The sequence below is a fragment of the Arthrobacter sp. 05L428 genome (genome assembly GCF_056397665.1).
In genome coordinates, this window is sequence record NZ_JBFTNW010000001.1 from 1182389 (window position 1) to 1196580 (window position 14192).

Genomic DNA, 14192 nt, shown 5'->3' on the forward strand with positions numbered 1-14192 from the left:
TCCGGGGCGCTTGCTAGGGTATTCGTAGATATGTTCGGATAGCCGGCTGCCAACCCAGCCGTAGACCCAGGAGCCAGGCCTTGATCAGTTTTCTCCGCGGAACCGTAGCGCACGTTGGCCTGTCCTCGGCAGTGATCGACCTCAACGGCGCCGGCATGAGCGTCAACGCGACGCCGCAGACCCTCAGCAAGCTCCGCGTCGGGGACGAGGGCAAGCTCTTTACTTCCCTGATCGTGCGCGAAGACTCGCTGACCCTTTTCGGCTTCTCCAGCGACGACGAACGTGAGGTCTTCGACGTGCTGCTCAGCGTCAGCGGCGTCGGCCCGCGCTTGGCCCTGGCCGTCCTGGCCGTCCATGAGCCCGAGGCGATCCGGGTCGCCGCGCATTCCGGTGACGGCAAGGCCTTCACCAAGGTTCCCGGAATCGGCCCCAAGGTCGCCGGCCGGATCGTGCTGGAACTGGCCGGCAAGCTGGTCCCGCACGGCACGCCCGGAGGCTCCGCGCCGGCCGTGTCCGCCGAAGCCGTGTGGAAGCCGCAGGTGGTTGCCGCGATGACGAGCCTGGGCTGGTCCGAGAAGGACGCCACCGCCAGCATCGACAAGTCACTGGCTGATTCCCCGGAGCTCGCCGAAAAGGGCAACGTCGCGGAAATCCTCCGCGCCACGCTGCGCTGGCTGGGCCAGGACGGCGCCCGCGCCGGCAACAGGGTAGGCGCCCGTGGCTGAGCCGTCGCTCGTCGCCGGGGGCGAGGAACCCGAGGAGCGCGCGATCGAGGCCGCCCTCCGGCCCAAGAACCTGCACGACTTCGTGGGCCAGCACCGGGTCCGCAAACAACTCTCCCTCGTCCTGGAGGCCTCCCGGATGCGCGGCCGCAGCGCCGACCACGTGCTGCTGTCCGGGCCGCCCGGCCTGGGCAAGACCACGCTGTCCATGATCATCGCCGCCGAGATGAACGCCCCGCTGCGGATCAGCAGCGGCCCGGCCATCCAGCACGCCGGTGACCTGGCCGCCATCCTCTCCTCGCTGTCCGAGGGCGAAGTCCTCTTCCTCGACGAGATCCACCGGATGTCCCGCCCGGCCGAGGAGATGCTCTACATGGCCATGGAGGACTTCCGCGTCGACATCGTCGTCGGCAAGGGCGCCGGGGCCACCGCCATCCCGCTCGAGCTCCCGCCCTTCACCCTGGTCGGCGCCACCACCCGCGCCGGGCTGCTGCCGGGGCCGCTGCGGGACCGGTTCGGTTTCACCGGCCACCTCGAGTTCTACTCCGTCGAGGAGCTCGAACTGGTGCTGCGGCGCTCCGCCGGCCTGCTGGACCTGAAGGTGAATTCGGCCGGGTTCAGCGAGATCGCCGGCCGGTCCCGGGGCACGCCCCGAATTGCCAACCGCCTGCTCCGCCGCGTCCGGGACTGGGCCCTGGTGCACGGCGTGGATCAAATCGACGCCCGGACGGCGTCCGCTGCCCTCGACATGTACGAAGTGGACAAACGCGGCCTGGACCGCCTGGACCGTGCCGTCCTGGAGGCGCTGATCACCAAATTCGGCGGCGGACCGGTGGGCCTGTCCACCCTGGCGATCGCCGTCGGCGAGGAAACCGAAACGGTGGAAACCGTCGCCGAACCATATCTGGTCCGGGAGGGTCTGCTGGGCCGGACGCCGCGCGGTCGGATTGCCCTGGCCCCGGCGTGGACCCACCTGGGTTTTGCGGTGCCCGCCGGCGCCTTCGGGCAGGACCCGCTGGACCTGTTCCAGGCCGGCACCCCCGATAGTGGACCGGCCGGCTTCGGCGTGGATGCCGAGGGCGAAGTCGATCCGGAATGGATCCGTAATAGTCAATAGCACTCGCTAGTGACCTTTTCCCTTTAGACTGGTATGACGCTCGGCACGTTCGGGCCATTGTTTCCGTGTGCGGCTACCGCTAGCCGCTGCCGGCCGGGCATGATTTTCTGCCAGGTCTACTGCCAGGGCCCACACCAGGCGGCCCCGGAACGGAACGGACGTTGCTGTGAAACCAGCTTGCAAGTACAGAACGGAACTTTCCCCTTGGATCCAATGACTATTCTCCTGTTCGTCATGCTCGGCGTGTTCGTCTTCATGATGTTCCGCCGCAACAAGAAGACGCAGCAGCAGCAGGCAGAGCTCCAGTCGAAGTTCGGCACCGGCGTTGACGTCATGACCAGCTTCGGGCTGTTCGGCCGCATCGTTGAGATCGACGAAGCCGAGAACAAGGTTGTTTTGGAGCTCTCCCCGGGCAACACCGCCACCGTGCACCGCCAGGCCGTCACCAAGATCGTTGAGCCGGTTGTTGCCGCCGAGGAACCGACGGTTGTTCCCGACGATGCCTCCTCGCTGACCCTCGGGAAGACCGATGCCACCATCGACGGCGTCGACAGCGCCGCCACCGCCGGTGAGGCGCCCCGCCACGAAACGCCGGACGAAACCCTGCGCCGCCTGAACGACGAAGGCAAGAAAGACAGCTAGTCTGCCTCCTGAGCTATCCCGCGAAGCTACGGTGCGCGGGCATCCGCCGGTGCAGGCCTGACAGGCCGCACCGGCGGTTCCTCCGTAAACAATAGAAAGATCGACAATGGCACGAACTGGCCCCAAAAACTCAGCCCTCAGGGTGCTGGTCTGGCTTGGCGTAATTCTCGCCGTCTTGACTGCCGTCCTGGCGGGCGGCACCATGGCCGGGCAGGCGAGCTGGGCTCCGAAGCTGGCACTGGACCTTGAAGGCGGCACCCAGATGATCCTGGCGCCCAAGGTGGAGGGCGGTTCGGACATCAACGAAGAACAGCTCAACCAGGCCGTGGCGATCATCCGCCAGCGTGTGGACGGCTCCGGCGTCGCGGAAGCTGAAATCAGCACGCAGTCCGGCCGCAACGTCGTCGTCAGCCTTCCGGGCACTCCGTCGAAGGAGACCCGTGCGCTGATCCAGGCGTCGGCCGACATGAACTTCCGCCCGGTCATCCAGGCCGGCGCCGGCGCAGCCGTCCCGGTCGCGTCCCGGACCCCCGCGAACAAGCTGCCCAAGCCGACCGCCGCGCCCAAGAACAGCAGCGACGAGAACTGGGTCACCGCGGACGTCTACAAGAAGTTTGAGGCGCTCGACTGCGACAACCCGTCCCAGGACAAGCAGGAACGCTCCGATCCGGCCAAGCCGCTGGTTACCTGCGAACCCGCCTCCGACGGCAGGCCCGCAATCAAGTACATCCTCGGGCCGGTTGAGGTCAAGGGCTCGGACATCACGACCTCGTCCTTCCAGCTGCAGCGCGGCGCGCAGGGCGCGGTGACCAACCAGTGGGCTGTCGACATCCAGTTCAACGACGAGGGCACTGCCAAGTTCAAGACGGTCACCGAGCGGCTGAACAAGTTCTACGTCGCTGCCGGCGGCGAGACCGGTTCGGACCCGAAGGCGCAGTTTGCCATTGTCCTGGACGACCAGGTCATTTCCGCCCCGCGGGCCCAGGCCGTCATCACCGATGGCCGCCCGCAGATCACCGGCGGTTTCACCGAGCAGTCCGCCAAGGCCCTCTCCGACCAGCTGCGCTTCGGCGCCCTGCCGATCAGCTTCGAGATCCAGAGCGACCAGCAGATCTCCGCCACCCTCGGCGGTGAGCAGCTGCGGATGGGCATGCTGGCCGGCCTGATCGGCCTGCTGCTGGTTGTGGTCTACTCGCTGTTCCAGTACCGGGCGCTCGGCTTTGTCACCGTCGCCTCGCTCGTCGTCGCCGGTGCGCTGACCTACCTGGCCATCGCAATCCTCGGCTGGACCGAGAACTACCGCCTCTCGCTCGCCGGTGTGGCCGGCATCATCGTGGCAATCGGCCAGACGGCGGACTCGTTCATCGTCTACTTCGAACGCATCCGTGATGAGCTGCGCGAAGGCCGCGGCCTGGTCTCGGCCGTGGAAAACGGCTGGAAGCGGGCCAAGCGGACCGTGCTGGCGTCCAAGGCCGTCAACCTGCTTGCAGCCCTCGTGCTCTACTTCGTGGCGGTGGGCAACGTCCGCGGCTTCGCCTTCACCCTGGGCCTGACCGCAATCGCTGACCTGATCGTGGTCTTCATGTTCACCCATCCGACCCTGCAGGTCCTGGCCCGCACCAAGTTCTTCGGCGAAGGCCACAAGTTCTCGGGCCTTGACCCGAAGCGGCTCGGCGCCGTGCCCCTGTACCGGGGAGCCGGACGCACCCGCACGCCGGAGGACCGGCCGGTTGCGGCCCCGCGCGCCAAGAACACCGGTGCCGCGGCCGAGGCCGAACGCCGGATGACCATTGCAGAACGACGCCTCGCGGAAAAGCAGGAACAGCTTGCTGGTTCCTCCAAGAGCGCGTCCAAGGAGGGCAAGTAAATGGCCAGCTTCGCCACTTTCGGTAACGAGCTTTACACGGGCAAGCGCTCGTACGACTTTGTCGGTTCCAAGAAGATCTGGTTCCTGATCGCCGCGGCCGCCGTCGCGCTTTCCATCCTGCTGCCGATCGCCAAGGGCGGCTTCAACCTGGGCATCGAGTTCCGCGGCGGCTCGGAGTTCACGGTCTCCAACGTCAAGGACCGCGACGCCGCCCTCGGCGAGAAGGCCGTCCAGGAAGTCGTCTCCGGGAGCCTGCCGCGCGTCGCCAACGTCGCCGGCAACACCATGCGCATCCAGACGGACAAGCTCAGCGACGACGAGGTGATCAAGGTCAAGGAAGGCCTCACCAAGGCCTATGGCGTGACCGACAACGAGGTCACTTCGACGTTCGTGGGGCCCACCTGGGGCGCTGACGTGACCAAGCAGGCGCTGCTCGGCCTCGCCATCTTCGTGGGACTTGCCGCAGTCCTGATGGCGCTGTACTTCCGGACCTGGAAAATGTCCCTGTCCGCCCTCGCCGGCATGGCGGTAACGATGTTCGTCACGGCCGGGGTGTATTCGCTGAGCGACTTCGAGGTCACCCCCTCGGCCATCATCGGCTTCCTCACGGTGCTCAGCTACTCGCTCTACGACACCGTGGTGGTGTTCGACAAGATCCGGGAAAACACCTCGGACCTGCAGGCATCCACCAGGCGCACGTTCGCCGAAGAAGTGAACCTCGCCGTCAACCAGACGCTGGTGCGTTCCATCAACACCATGATGGTCGCCATCCTCCCGGTCGGCGCGATCCTCTTCATCGGGGCCGGACTGCTGGGCGCGGGCACCCTTCGGGATCTCTCGCTGGCGCTGTTCGTGGGCATCCTGATCGGCACCGCGGCGACCATCTTCGTCGCCGCCCCGCTGTACGCCTGGCTGCGCCAGGGGGAGCCGGACCTGATCAAGCAGGCCAAGCGCGTGCAGCAGCGCCGCACCGAGAATGCCGCCAAGGCGGCGCCGGCCACGGCCTAGCCGGCAGGCCCGCAGAAGACCGCCCGACGGGCCGGAGAACGTCCCCGCGACGTTCTCCGGCCCGTGGCCGTTGGTCCCGGTTATCGAAGTGTCCTGCTGCGGGAATAGACTTGAATAATTAACGGGTTGTGAGAGGTGCTTCATTGGAAGAACGTTCGACGCCGGTCCCTGCAGCCCCGGCGGATAAGGCTACCGGCCAGGGGCCCCAGACTGGCGTGGTCGCTGCCGGACGCCCGGACACGGCCGTGCCCGTCGACAACTCCGGAACCCGGCCCACCTTCCCCGGACGCCGCGAACGCACCCGCTCCCGGCTGGCGCGCCTGACCGGCCGCGGAACGCCCTCGTACTCGCCGATTCTGGAGCCGTTGCTGCGCACCGTGCGCGCCAACAACCCCAAGGACGACTTCGAACTGATCCAGCGCGCCTTCGTCGTGGCGGAACGATGCCACCGCGGACAAAAGCGCAAGAGCGGCGACCCGTACATCACGCACCCGGTGGCCGTGGCGACGATCCTGGCCGAGCTGGGATTGAGCGGGACGACGCTGGCCGCCGCCCTGCTGCACGACACCGTCGAGGACACCTCGTACACCCTGGATGATCTCAAGGGTGAGTTCGGTCCGGAGGTGGCCATGCTGGTCGACGGCGTGACCAAGCTGGACAAGGTCAGCTTCGGCGAGGCCGCCCAGTCCGAGACCGTGCGCAAGATGGTCGTGGCCATGGCCAAGGACATCCGCGTGCTCATGATCAAGCTTGCGGACCGGCTGCACAACGCCCGCACCTGGCGTTTTGTCTCGGCCGAGTCCTCGGCCCGCAAAGCCCGCGAAACCCTGGAGATCTTTGCGCCGCTGGCCCACCGGCTCGGCATGAACACGATCAAGTGGGAACTCGAGGACCTCTCCTTCGCTGCGCTGTACCCGAAGGTCTACGAGGAAATCGTGCGCATGGTGGGGGACCGCACCCCAGAGCGGGAGAAGAACCTCGCCGTCATCCGCAACCAGATCACCGAGGATCTGCGCGCGGCCAAGATCAAGGCCACGATTACCGGCCGGCCCAAGCACTATTACTCGATCTACCAGAAGATGATCGTCCGCGATAAGGACTTCGACGACATCAACGACCTGATGGGTGTCCGGGTTCTCGTCGACTCGGTGCGCGACTGTTATGCAGCCCTCGGTGCCATGCACTCGCGCTGGAACCCGCTCCCGGGCCGGTTCAAGGACTACATCGCGATGCCGAAGTTCAACATGTACCAGTCGCTGCACACCACGGTGATCGGCCCGGGCGGCAAGCCGGTGGAAATCCAGATCAGGACCCACGAGATGCACCGCCGCGCCGAATACGGCGTCGCCGCGCACTGGAAGTACAAGGACCAGCCCAACCGCACGGCGGCCGGTCCGGGGAGCCCGCGCGACGGGGACATGGGCTGGCTGCGGTCGCTCGTGGACTGGCAGCAGGAAACCTCCGACCCCGGCGAGTTCCTCGATTCGCTGCGCTTCGAGATCAACGCCCGCGAAGTGTTCGTGTTCACGCCCAAGGGCGAGGTCATGGCCCTCCCGGCCGGTTCGACGCCGGTGGACTTTGCGTACGCGGTCCACACCGAAGTCGGGCACCGGACCATCGGCGCGCGCGTCAACGGCAAACTCGTGCCGCTCAACAGCGAACTCAACCACGGCGACTGGGTGGAGATCTTCACCTCCAAGGCCGAAGGCGCCGGCCCCAGCCAGGACTGGCAGCACTTCGTCAAGAGTGCCCGTGCGCGGAACAAGATCCGGCAGTGGTTCAGCAAGGAACGCCGCGAAGAGGCGATCGACCGCGGCAAGGAACTGCTCACCAAGGCAATGCGCAAGCAGAACCTTCCGCTGCAGCGCCTGATGACCCACGACGCCCTCGCCGCGATTGCCGAGGACTTCAAGTACGCGGACATCTCCGGGCTCTACGCGGGCGTGGGCGACGGCCACACCTCGGCCCAGTCCGTGATGGAGCGGCTCGTCGAGAGCCTCGGAGGGAACGAAACTCCCGAGGACGACCTCACCGAGATCTCGATCCCCACGCAGGTCACCAAGACGCGGTACTCGGACTCCGGCGTCGTGGTCCGCGGCGTCGATGACGTCTGGGTGAAACTGGCACGCTGCTGCACCCCGGTGCCGCCGGACCCGATCCTGGGCTTCGTCACACGCGGTTCCGGCGTCTCCGTGCACCGGACCGACTGCACCAACGTGTCCGGCCTGATGGACCAGCCGGACCGGATCGTCGAGGTGGAGTGGGCGCCGACCCAGTCCAGCGTCTTCCTGGTGGAAATCCAGGTGGAGGCCCTGGACCGCAAGTCCCTGCTCTCCGACGTCACCCGGATCCTCTCGGAGAACCACGTCAACATCCTGGCCGCTAGCGTGCACACCTCCACCGACCGGGTGGCGATCTCCAAGTTCGCGTTCGAGATGGGCGATCCAAAGTACCTGAGCCACGTGCTCAGTGCCGTCCGGCGCATCGACGGTGTCTTCGACGTCTATCGCACCACGGGCAACCGCCGCCGCAGCTAGCATCCCGGACCGGCTAACAATCCGGGACAGTGCCGCGGTCCTGCTCCGGCAGCAAGGCCGCGAGTTTCGCCAGGGCCGACCTCCGGTACGGCAGCCGGGGCGTGGCCTCCACCGCGCGGATGAGCAACCGCAGCCGCACGTTCAGCTCCGGCGCGGCCAGGAAGGCTCCGAGGGCGGGCACTGCCCGCTCTGCGTCCACATGCAGGGCGATGTCCACTGCCGTCCGCAGCGGACTGGAGACCATGAGCCCGCCGAGGCTGACGACGTCGAACGGCCCCAGCCGCACCTCATGGAAGGTGCAGCCGCGGGTGGCCCGGAGGCTTGAAACGCGCCGGTTGGCGTCCACGAGCAGGGCCGTCCGGTCCGGTTCCCCGGCGCAGCCGTAGATCCACGCCGCCGTCATCCGTCCCGCGACCACGCGCTGCCGGATTGGCGGCGGAATGGTGCAGGCCGCCGCCCGGGCGCGCAGCTGCGGGGTGGACGCGGCGCCGGGCGGGAGGTAGCCGCGCTGGGAGAGTTGCGTCAGCACGCCGTCGGACGCCATGGCCTGCAGCTCCGCCCATGAGAACAGCGTCCCGGGGGAGTAGAGCACCGACGGTGCACCGCCGGGCTGGCCCGGAGCGGACGCCGGCTGGCCGCCAGCCGCGGGGCCGGCACCCGGGGAACTGGCGGCGGGGTAGCCGGGGCGCAGGGTCATTCAGCCATCGTGCCGCGTGGCCCCGGACGCGAAACAGGCCCCGTCCCGGTCATGTGGATAACCGGGAGGGGCCTGTCGCTGCTAGCTGTTCCTAGGAGAGTTCGCTGGCTGACCGCTCGAGCTGCTCAAGCCAGGCTTGGCGGGCCTCCAGGGCTTCCTGGGCTGCCTTGATCTTGCGCTCGTCGCCGGCTTTCTCGGCCTTGGCCAGATCGTCCTTCAGCCCCGCGATGGCAGACTCCAGCTGGGAGAGGGCGCTGTTGGTGCGGGCCTTCGTTTCCGGGTTCGACCGCTTCCAGTTCTCGTCCTCGGCGTGGCGGACGGCGTCCTCCACCTTCCGCAGGCCGGCTTCGATCCGGCCCATGTCCGCGCGGGGAACCTTGCCGGCTTCCTCCCAGCGGTCACGGATGGACTGCAGCGCCTTCTTGGCCGCGGCGAGGTCCTTGATCGGGAGCAGTTCGTTGGCCTCCACCAGCAGGGCTTCCTTCACCTTGAGGTTCGCCCCGTACTCCTGGTCGATCTCCTCGTTGGCGGCCTGGCGATTGGTGAAGAAGACGTCCTGCGCGGCGCGGAAACGTGCCCACAGGGCGTCGTCGTCCTTGCGGCTGGCGCGCGGCGAGGCCTTCCACTGATCCATCAGGCGGCGGTATTCGCCGGCAGCGAAGCCCCAGTCGGTCGAGGAGGACAGCGCTTCGGCCTCGGTGATCAGCTTCTCCTTGGCCGCCTTGGCCGCGGAGTTGTTGCTGTCCAGCTGCGAGAAGTACGCGCGGCGGTGGCGGTCGAAGACGGTGCGGGCGGCGCGGAACCGCTTCCACAGCGCGTCCTCGTTGCTGCGGCCAAGCCGGACGCCGCTCTTCTGGGCGGTCTTCCAGCTCTCGAAGAGCTCGTTCATCCGGGCGCTGGAGGTCTTCCACTGGATCTGCGCGGGATCGTGCCCGGCGATCTCCTCGGCCTCGGCCACGATCGCTTCGCGGGCTGCCAGCTCGGCGGCGCGGACGGCGTCGTGCTCCGCCTTCTCGGTCTTTTCGAGTTCGGTGATCTGGCCCGACAGCGTGTCCAGGCGACCCTCCGCGGCTCGGAGGTCGCCCACCATGTTGCGCTCGGCCAGCAGCTCGCGCAGGTGCGTGACCGTCTTCTGCATGTCCGTCGCGGGGGCCTTGGAGGCAACGCGCTGCTCGAGCAGAACGATCTGGGCCACGACGTCGTCGTACTTGCGGGCGAAGTAGCCGAGGGCCTCATCATCGCTGACGCCGGGGTACTGGCCGACCGGGTGTTCCTCGCCATCGATGGTCAGGAACACGTGGCCGTCGCCCTCGACGCGGCCCCAGCGTGCTGCCTCGGCAAGCGATGTGGCACTGGAGGAGGGGGTGGCGGCGGGCGCGGCCAGCGATGGCGTTGCTTTCGGGCGTGCGGCAAAGGCGGCGGGTGACGGGGCCGGACGGGGCGCGGGAGCCGGGGCCGGGCGGGATTCCGGTGCGGATTCTGCGGCGGCGGCGGCGGCCTCGGGCTGGACTGCTTCCTTGGCCTCGGGCTGGACTGCTTCCTCGGCCTCGGGCTGCACGTCCGCCTCTGCGGATGCGGGGTCGGCCTCCGTTGCCGCGGGCTCCGGGGCTCCCGCCTCCTGTACTTCCGGCGTGGCCGGGTTGGCGCCGCCGGGCTCGTTGGCCGTCTCGGTCACCGTAACCTCGGCTTCGGTCTCGTTGGCAGCTGCTGCCACTGTTTCGTCGGATTTCTGACTGTCTGTCACCGCTAGAAGTCTTTCGCTTGGAGGGAAATACCGGCACCGCGGCCGCGAGGGCCCCGGCTGGTTACTTCAGAGAGAACGAGTCTATCGTGACTGGTTCCACAGGTGCGCCGTCCGTGGCGCTGGCGCCGGGTTTGACGCCGGCCGCCGCAATCTTCTTGACCACGTCCAGCCCGGACGTGACCTTGCCGACCACCGTGTAACCGCCGGCGGCGTCGGCGGGGATCACGGTGTCCTTGTAAACGATGAAGAACTGGGTTCCATTGCCGTACGCGTTGCCGCCGGTCCGTGCCACGGCGATGGTGCCGGCCGGGTACTTGTTGTCGGCAGGGGTGTTTTCCAGCGGACCCCAGGTGTACGCGGGGTCGCCGCTGCCGTCACCGGACTTGGAACCGCACTGCAGCACGCCGAAGGACGCGGCGGTGGTAAGCCGGTGGCAGCTGAGGCCCTTGTAGAAGTTTTTGTCCGCGAGGGACTTGAACACGGCGGCCGCCTGCGGAGCCTTGCTGCCGTCCAACGTGACCCCCAGGCTGCCGCGGTTGAGGGCCAGGGTGCCGGTGAAGGTCTTGCCGGACGCGGTCTCCGGCTTCGGAATGTTCGCGCCGTTGCTCGCGGCGGGGGACGGGGTGGCGGAGGCCGACGGGCTCTGCAGCCCGGCTTCCGCGGCCTTGAACTCGTCCTCGCTGGGATTGCTGGAAAACACCGTCAGCTGCAGCACGACGGCGAGGACGAGGGCGGCGGCGCCGCCGGCGGTCGCGAGGACATTGTCGCGTTTCCGGCGTTTGTCCTGCTCCCGGCGCAGCTCGCGCTTCGCCTCCATCTGCTGGACGCGCCGCTTGGCTTCGCGGGCGCTCCGTGAACTGGCCGCCAAAAGTCCTCCTGGTTGTAGGGCCGCACCCCGGGCCGCGCCGTCGGCGCCGATCCGGGTGCAACACGCAAGCTTCCGGCAGTACCGCCGGCGGCAACCGTTTCAGAGCCGCGCATTAGAGATGCGCGCGCCGAAAGCATAAACTGACTGCCGCACACAGTTTATGCACGACTGGCCGGTCAGCGCGCGACGCCGCGGCCGTTGCAGCCGCCGTCGTTATCAGAGGAGAAAATTCCACCATGGCACGCACCGCCTCCCTGTCCGGATTCCCCGAGTGGCTTCCCGAGGAGCGGCTGGTGGAACTGCATGTGCTGGACACCCTGCGGCGGACCTTTGAACTGCACGGCTTCTCCTCCATTGAGACGCGCGCCGTGGAGACGGTGGGACAGCTGCTCCGCAAGGGCGAAATCGACAAAGAGGTCTACGGCCTCAGCCGGCTGCAGGACGACGAGGGGGCCGGCGGCGCTACGAGCGACCCAGCCGCGTCCCACAAGGCCGATCCGCACGCCCTGGCCCTGCACTACGACCTCACCGTGCCGTTCGCGCGCTACGTGGTGGAGAACGCCGGTTACCTGGCGTTCCCGTTCCGGCGCTACCAGATCCAGAAAGTCTGGCGCGGTGAGCGTCCGCAGGAGGGCCGCGCCCGCGAGTTCACCCAGGCGGACATCGACATCGTCGGCGACGGCGAGCTGCCGTTCCGCTACGACGTCGAAATCGCGCTCGTGATCGCTGAGGCGCTGGGTGCCCTGCCGATCCCGGACTTCCTGCTCCGGGTCAACAACCGCAAACTGGCCGAGGGCTTCTACAACGGCATCGGCCTGACCGACACGGCAGGGGTCCTGCGCAGCATCGACAAGCTCGAGAAGATCGGCGCGGCCAAGGTCGCTGAGCTGCTCCAGACCGAGCTCGGCGCCACCGAGGAGCAGGCGCAGGCAGCGCTCAAGCTGGCCGGAATCCGAACCGGGGACACCTCGTTCGTGCAGCAGGTCCGGGCGCTCGGCGTGAGCAACGAGCTGCTCGAGGAAGGCCTCAACGAGCTGGAGCAGGTCATAGCCGCCGCCGTCCAGCGCGCGCCTGGCAAGGTGGTCGCGGACCTCAGCATCGCCCGCGGTCTGGACTACTACACCGGCACCGTGGTGGAAACCGTCCTGGTGGGCCACGAGCAGCTGGGTTCGATCTGCTCCGGCGGCCGGTACGACGCGCTGGCGAGCAAGGGCAACCGGAAGTTCCCCGGCGTCGGACTGTCGATCGGCGTGACCCGGCTGGTGTCGCGCATGCTCAGCCAGGAGCTGGCCAAGGCGTCCCGGGCCGTGCCCACCGCCGTTCTGGTGGCGCTGACCAACGACGAGAGCTGGGGCGCGGCGCAGGACGTCGCGGCGCAGCTGCGCGCCCGCGGGATCGCCACGGAGGTCGCGGCAAAGGCAGAGAAGTTCGGCAAGCAAATCAAGTTCGCGGACCGCCGCGGCATCCCGTTCGTCTGGTTCACCGACGACGACGGCAAGCACCAGGTCAAGGACATCCGCACCGGCGAGCAGGGCGACGCCGATCCGGCCGGCTGGGCGCCGGCCGAGGAGGACCTGCACGTCCGCGTGACCAGGGCCTAAGCCCTTCCGCGGCGCGCACCGTTTCAGCGTCCGCTGCGCCCGCGGTGCGCCAGCACCAGGAACCGTCCGGCGACGCCCACAGCCAGCACCGCCGCCATGCCCAGCACCGAGGCGGGCGGCAGTGTCACGGCCAGGACCAGGCAGCCGGCGAATCCGAGGGCATTGAGCCAGCGCCGGGCGAGGCGGCGGGGGCCCGTGAGGGTGAACGCGGCGGCATTCGTCACGGCGTAGTAGATCAGCACACCGAAACTGGAGAAGCCCACCACCGTCAGCACGCTCGTGGTCAGCAACAGCACGATCACGGCCGCGGCGACGGTCAGCTCGGCCACGACCGGAACAGTGTGCGCCCCGCCGACCCGGGCCAGCGGGGCGGGCAGGTCCCTTTCCCGCGCCATCGCCATGGTGGTCCGGCCCACGCCGGTGATCAGCGCCAGCAGGGCGCCGAGGCACGCGGCGGCGGCCCCGGCCTGTACGAAGGGGGCGCCGGCGCGCAGCGACGAGTTGGTCACGGCGTCGAGCAGCGGGGCGGATGAGCCGGCCAGTTGGTCCGCCGGCAGGTGCCACTGCAGCAGGGCCGCGAGTCCGAGGTAGATCAGGAAGGCCGCGGCGAGGGCGGCGAGGATGGCCCGCGGGATGGTGGTGGCTGGATCCTTGACCTCTTCGCCCAGGGTGGCGATCCGTGCGTACCCGGCGAAGGCGAAGAACATCAGCCCCGCCGCAGGCAACACGCCCCACGCCCCGCCGGTGGCACCGGGCTGTAGCGCCTGGAGTGATATTGCCCCGAACGGTCCGCCCAGCGCCGCGCCGGCGCCTTCCGGGTGCGGGCCGATAACCGAGGCCACGGAAACGAACGCGAGCGTGGCCAGCACGACGGCGAGCAGGATCTTGGTCAGCAGCGCCGTACGGGTGATGCCCAGCAGGTTTACGCCGGTCAGCACGACGACGGCGGCAACCGCCACCGGCGTAGCGAAGCCGGGCGCCAAGTAATGCCCGAAAGTTAGAGCCATGGCCGCGCAGGAAGCCGTCTTGCCGGTCACGAAACCCCACCCGGCGATGAAGCCGGGCCATTCGCCCAGCTGCCGGCGGCCGTACACGTAGGTGCCGCCGCTGGACGGATATCTGGCGGCCAGCTGTGCCGACGCCACCGCGTTGCAGTAGGCCACCAGGCCGGCCAGGGCCACTGCGACGGTGAGCAGCGGCCCGGCGAGGGCTGCGGCGGGGGAGAACACCACGAACACGCCGGCGCCCAGCATTGAGCCGAGACCGATCGCGGTGGAATCGACGACGCCGAGTCGGCGCTTTAGCTGCCCCGGCACGGGCGGATGGCTAGCCATGGCGGGTGGGGCCTTTCCAACGGGTAAACTCGAACGGGATCGTTCCCGTAGCGGT

The 14192-nt window shown here is 68.2% G+C and carries 11 protein-coding genes; 7 read left to right on the forward strand and 4 right to left on the reverse strand.

Annotated features, from left to right (window positions below):
* The first annotated feature begins 80 nt into the window (after positions 1–80).
* The 6 genes from ruvA to AC1DH3_RS05545 all read left to right on the forward strand — a co-directional run bounded on the left by ruvA (position 81) and on the right by AC1DH3_RS05545 (position 7893).
* Entirely contained in the window at positions 81–725 is a 645-nt protein-coding gene (gene ruvA / locus AC1DH3_RS05520; protein ID WP_476908781.1) for a Holliday junction branch migration protein RuvA, read from the forward strand.
* The gene (gene ruvB / locus AC1DH3_RS05525) at positions 718–1839 is read left to right on the forward strand and encodes a Holliday junction branch migration DNA helicase RuvB (protein WP_441417691.1); all 1122 of its coding nucleotides are present in this window, start codon (positions 718–720) and stop codon (positions 1837–1839) included. Before ruvA ends, ruvB begins: the two co-directional genes overlap by 8 nt.
* A gap of 213 nt (positions 1840–2052) precedes the next feature.
* Entirely contained in the window at positions 2053–2481 is a 429-nt protein-coding gene (gene yajC / locus AC1DH3_RS05530) for a preprotein translocase subunit YajC (RefSeq protein WP_441417692.1), read from the forward strand.
* A gap of 106 nt (positions 2482–2587) precedes the next feature.
* Positions 2588–4348 (forward strand): protein translocase subunit SecD, encoded by a 1761-nt coding sequence (gene secD / locus AC1DH3_RS05535; protein WP_476908782.1) that lies wholly within the window; start codon positions 2588–2590, stop codon positions 4346–4348.
* Positions 4349–5356, forward strand: a complete 1008-nt coding sequence (gene secF, locus AC1DH3_RS05540; protein ID WP_476892460.1) for a protein translocase subunit SecF — start codon at positions 4349–4351, stop codon at positions 5354–5356.
* 143 nt (positions 5357–5499) lie between these two features.
* A complete protein-coding gene (locus AC1DH3_RS05545; protein ID WP_441417695.1) occupies positions 5500–7893 on the forward strand; it encodes a RelA/SpoT family protein in 2394 nt (797 codons plus the stop codon).
* Between the two features lie 13 nt (positions 7894–7906).
* Here AC1DH3_RS05545 and AC1DH3_RS05550 read toward each other — a convergent pair whose 3' ends face one another.
* The 3 genes from AC1DH3_RS05550 to AC1DH3_RS05560 all read right to left on the reverse strand — a co-directional run bounded on the left by AC1DH3_RS05550 (position 7907) and on the right by AC1DH3_RS05560 (position 11202).
* Positions 7907–8590, reverse strand: a complete 684-nt coding sequence (locus AC1DH3_RS05550) for a hypothetical protein (protein ID WP_441417696.1) — start codon at positions 8588–8590, stop codon at positions 7907–7909.
* A 91-nt stretch (positions 8591–8681) separates the two neighbouring features.
* Entirely contained in the window at positions 8682–10334 is a 1653-nt protein-coding gene (locus AC1DH3_RS05555; protein WP_441417697.1) for a DUF349 domain-containing protein, read from the reverse strand.
* Between the two features lie 61 nt (positions 10335–10395).
* The gene (locus AC1DH3_RS05560) at positions 10396–11202 is read right to left on the reverse strand and encodes a peptidylprolyl isomerase (protein ID WP_441417698.1); all 807 of its coding nucleotides are present in this window, start codon (positions 11200–11202) and stop codon (positions 10396–10398) included.
* Between the two features lie 236 nt (positions 11203–11438).
* Between AC1DH3_RS05560 and hisS the strand changes: the two genes are divergently transcribed.
* Positions 11439–12803 (forward strand): histidine--tRNA ligase, encoded by a 1365-nt coding sequence (gene hisS / locus AC1DH3_RS05565; protein WP_441417699.1) that lies wholly within the window; start codon positions 11439–11441, stop codon positions 12801–12803.
* A gap of 23 nt (positions 12804–12826) precedes the next feature.
* Here hisS and AC1DH3_RS05570 read toward each other — a convergent pair whose 3' ends face one another.
* On the reverse strand, positions 12827–14137 hold the full coding sequence (locus AC1DH3_RS05570; RefSeq protein WP_476908783.1) for an APC family permease: 1311 nt from the start codon (positions 14135–14137) through the stop codon (positions 12827–12829).
* Between the last annotated feature and the right edge of the window lie 55 nt (positions 14138–14192).

Bases quoted from the DNA above. Each gene is read 5' to 3' on its own strand.
- AC1DH3_RS05550 (WP_441417696.1), bottom strand. From the start codon at position 8,590: ATGACCCTGCGCCCCGGCTACCCCGCCGCCAGTTCCCCGGGTGCCGGC.
- secF (WP_476892460.1), top strand. From the start codon at position 4,349: ATGGCCAGCTTCGCCACTTTCGGTAACGAGCTTTACACGGGCAAGCGC.
- yajC (WP_441417692.1), top strand. From the start codon at position 2,053: ATGACTATTCTCCTGTTCGTCATGCTCGGCGTGTTCGTCTTCATGATG.
- AC1DH3_RS05570 (WP_476908783.1), bottom strand. From the start codon at position 14,137: ATGGCTAGCCATCCGCCCGTGCCGGGGCAGCTAAAGCGCCGACTCGGC.
- secD (WP_476908782.1), top strand. From the start codon at position 2,588: ATGGCACGAACTGGCCCCAAAAACTCAGCCCTCAGGGTGCTGGTCTGG.
- hisS (WP_441417699.1), top strand. From the start codon at position 11,439: ATGGCACGCACCGCCTCCCTGTCCGGATTCCCCGAGTGGCTTCCCGAG.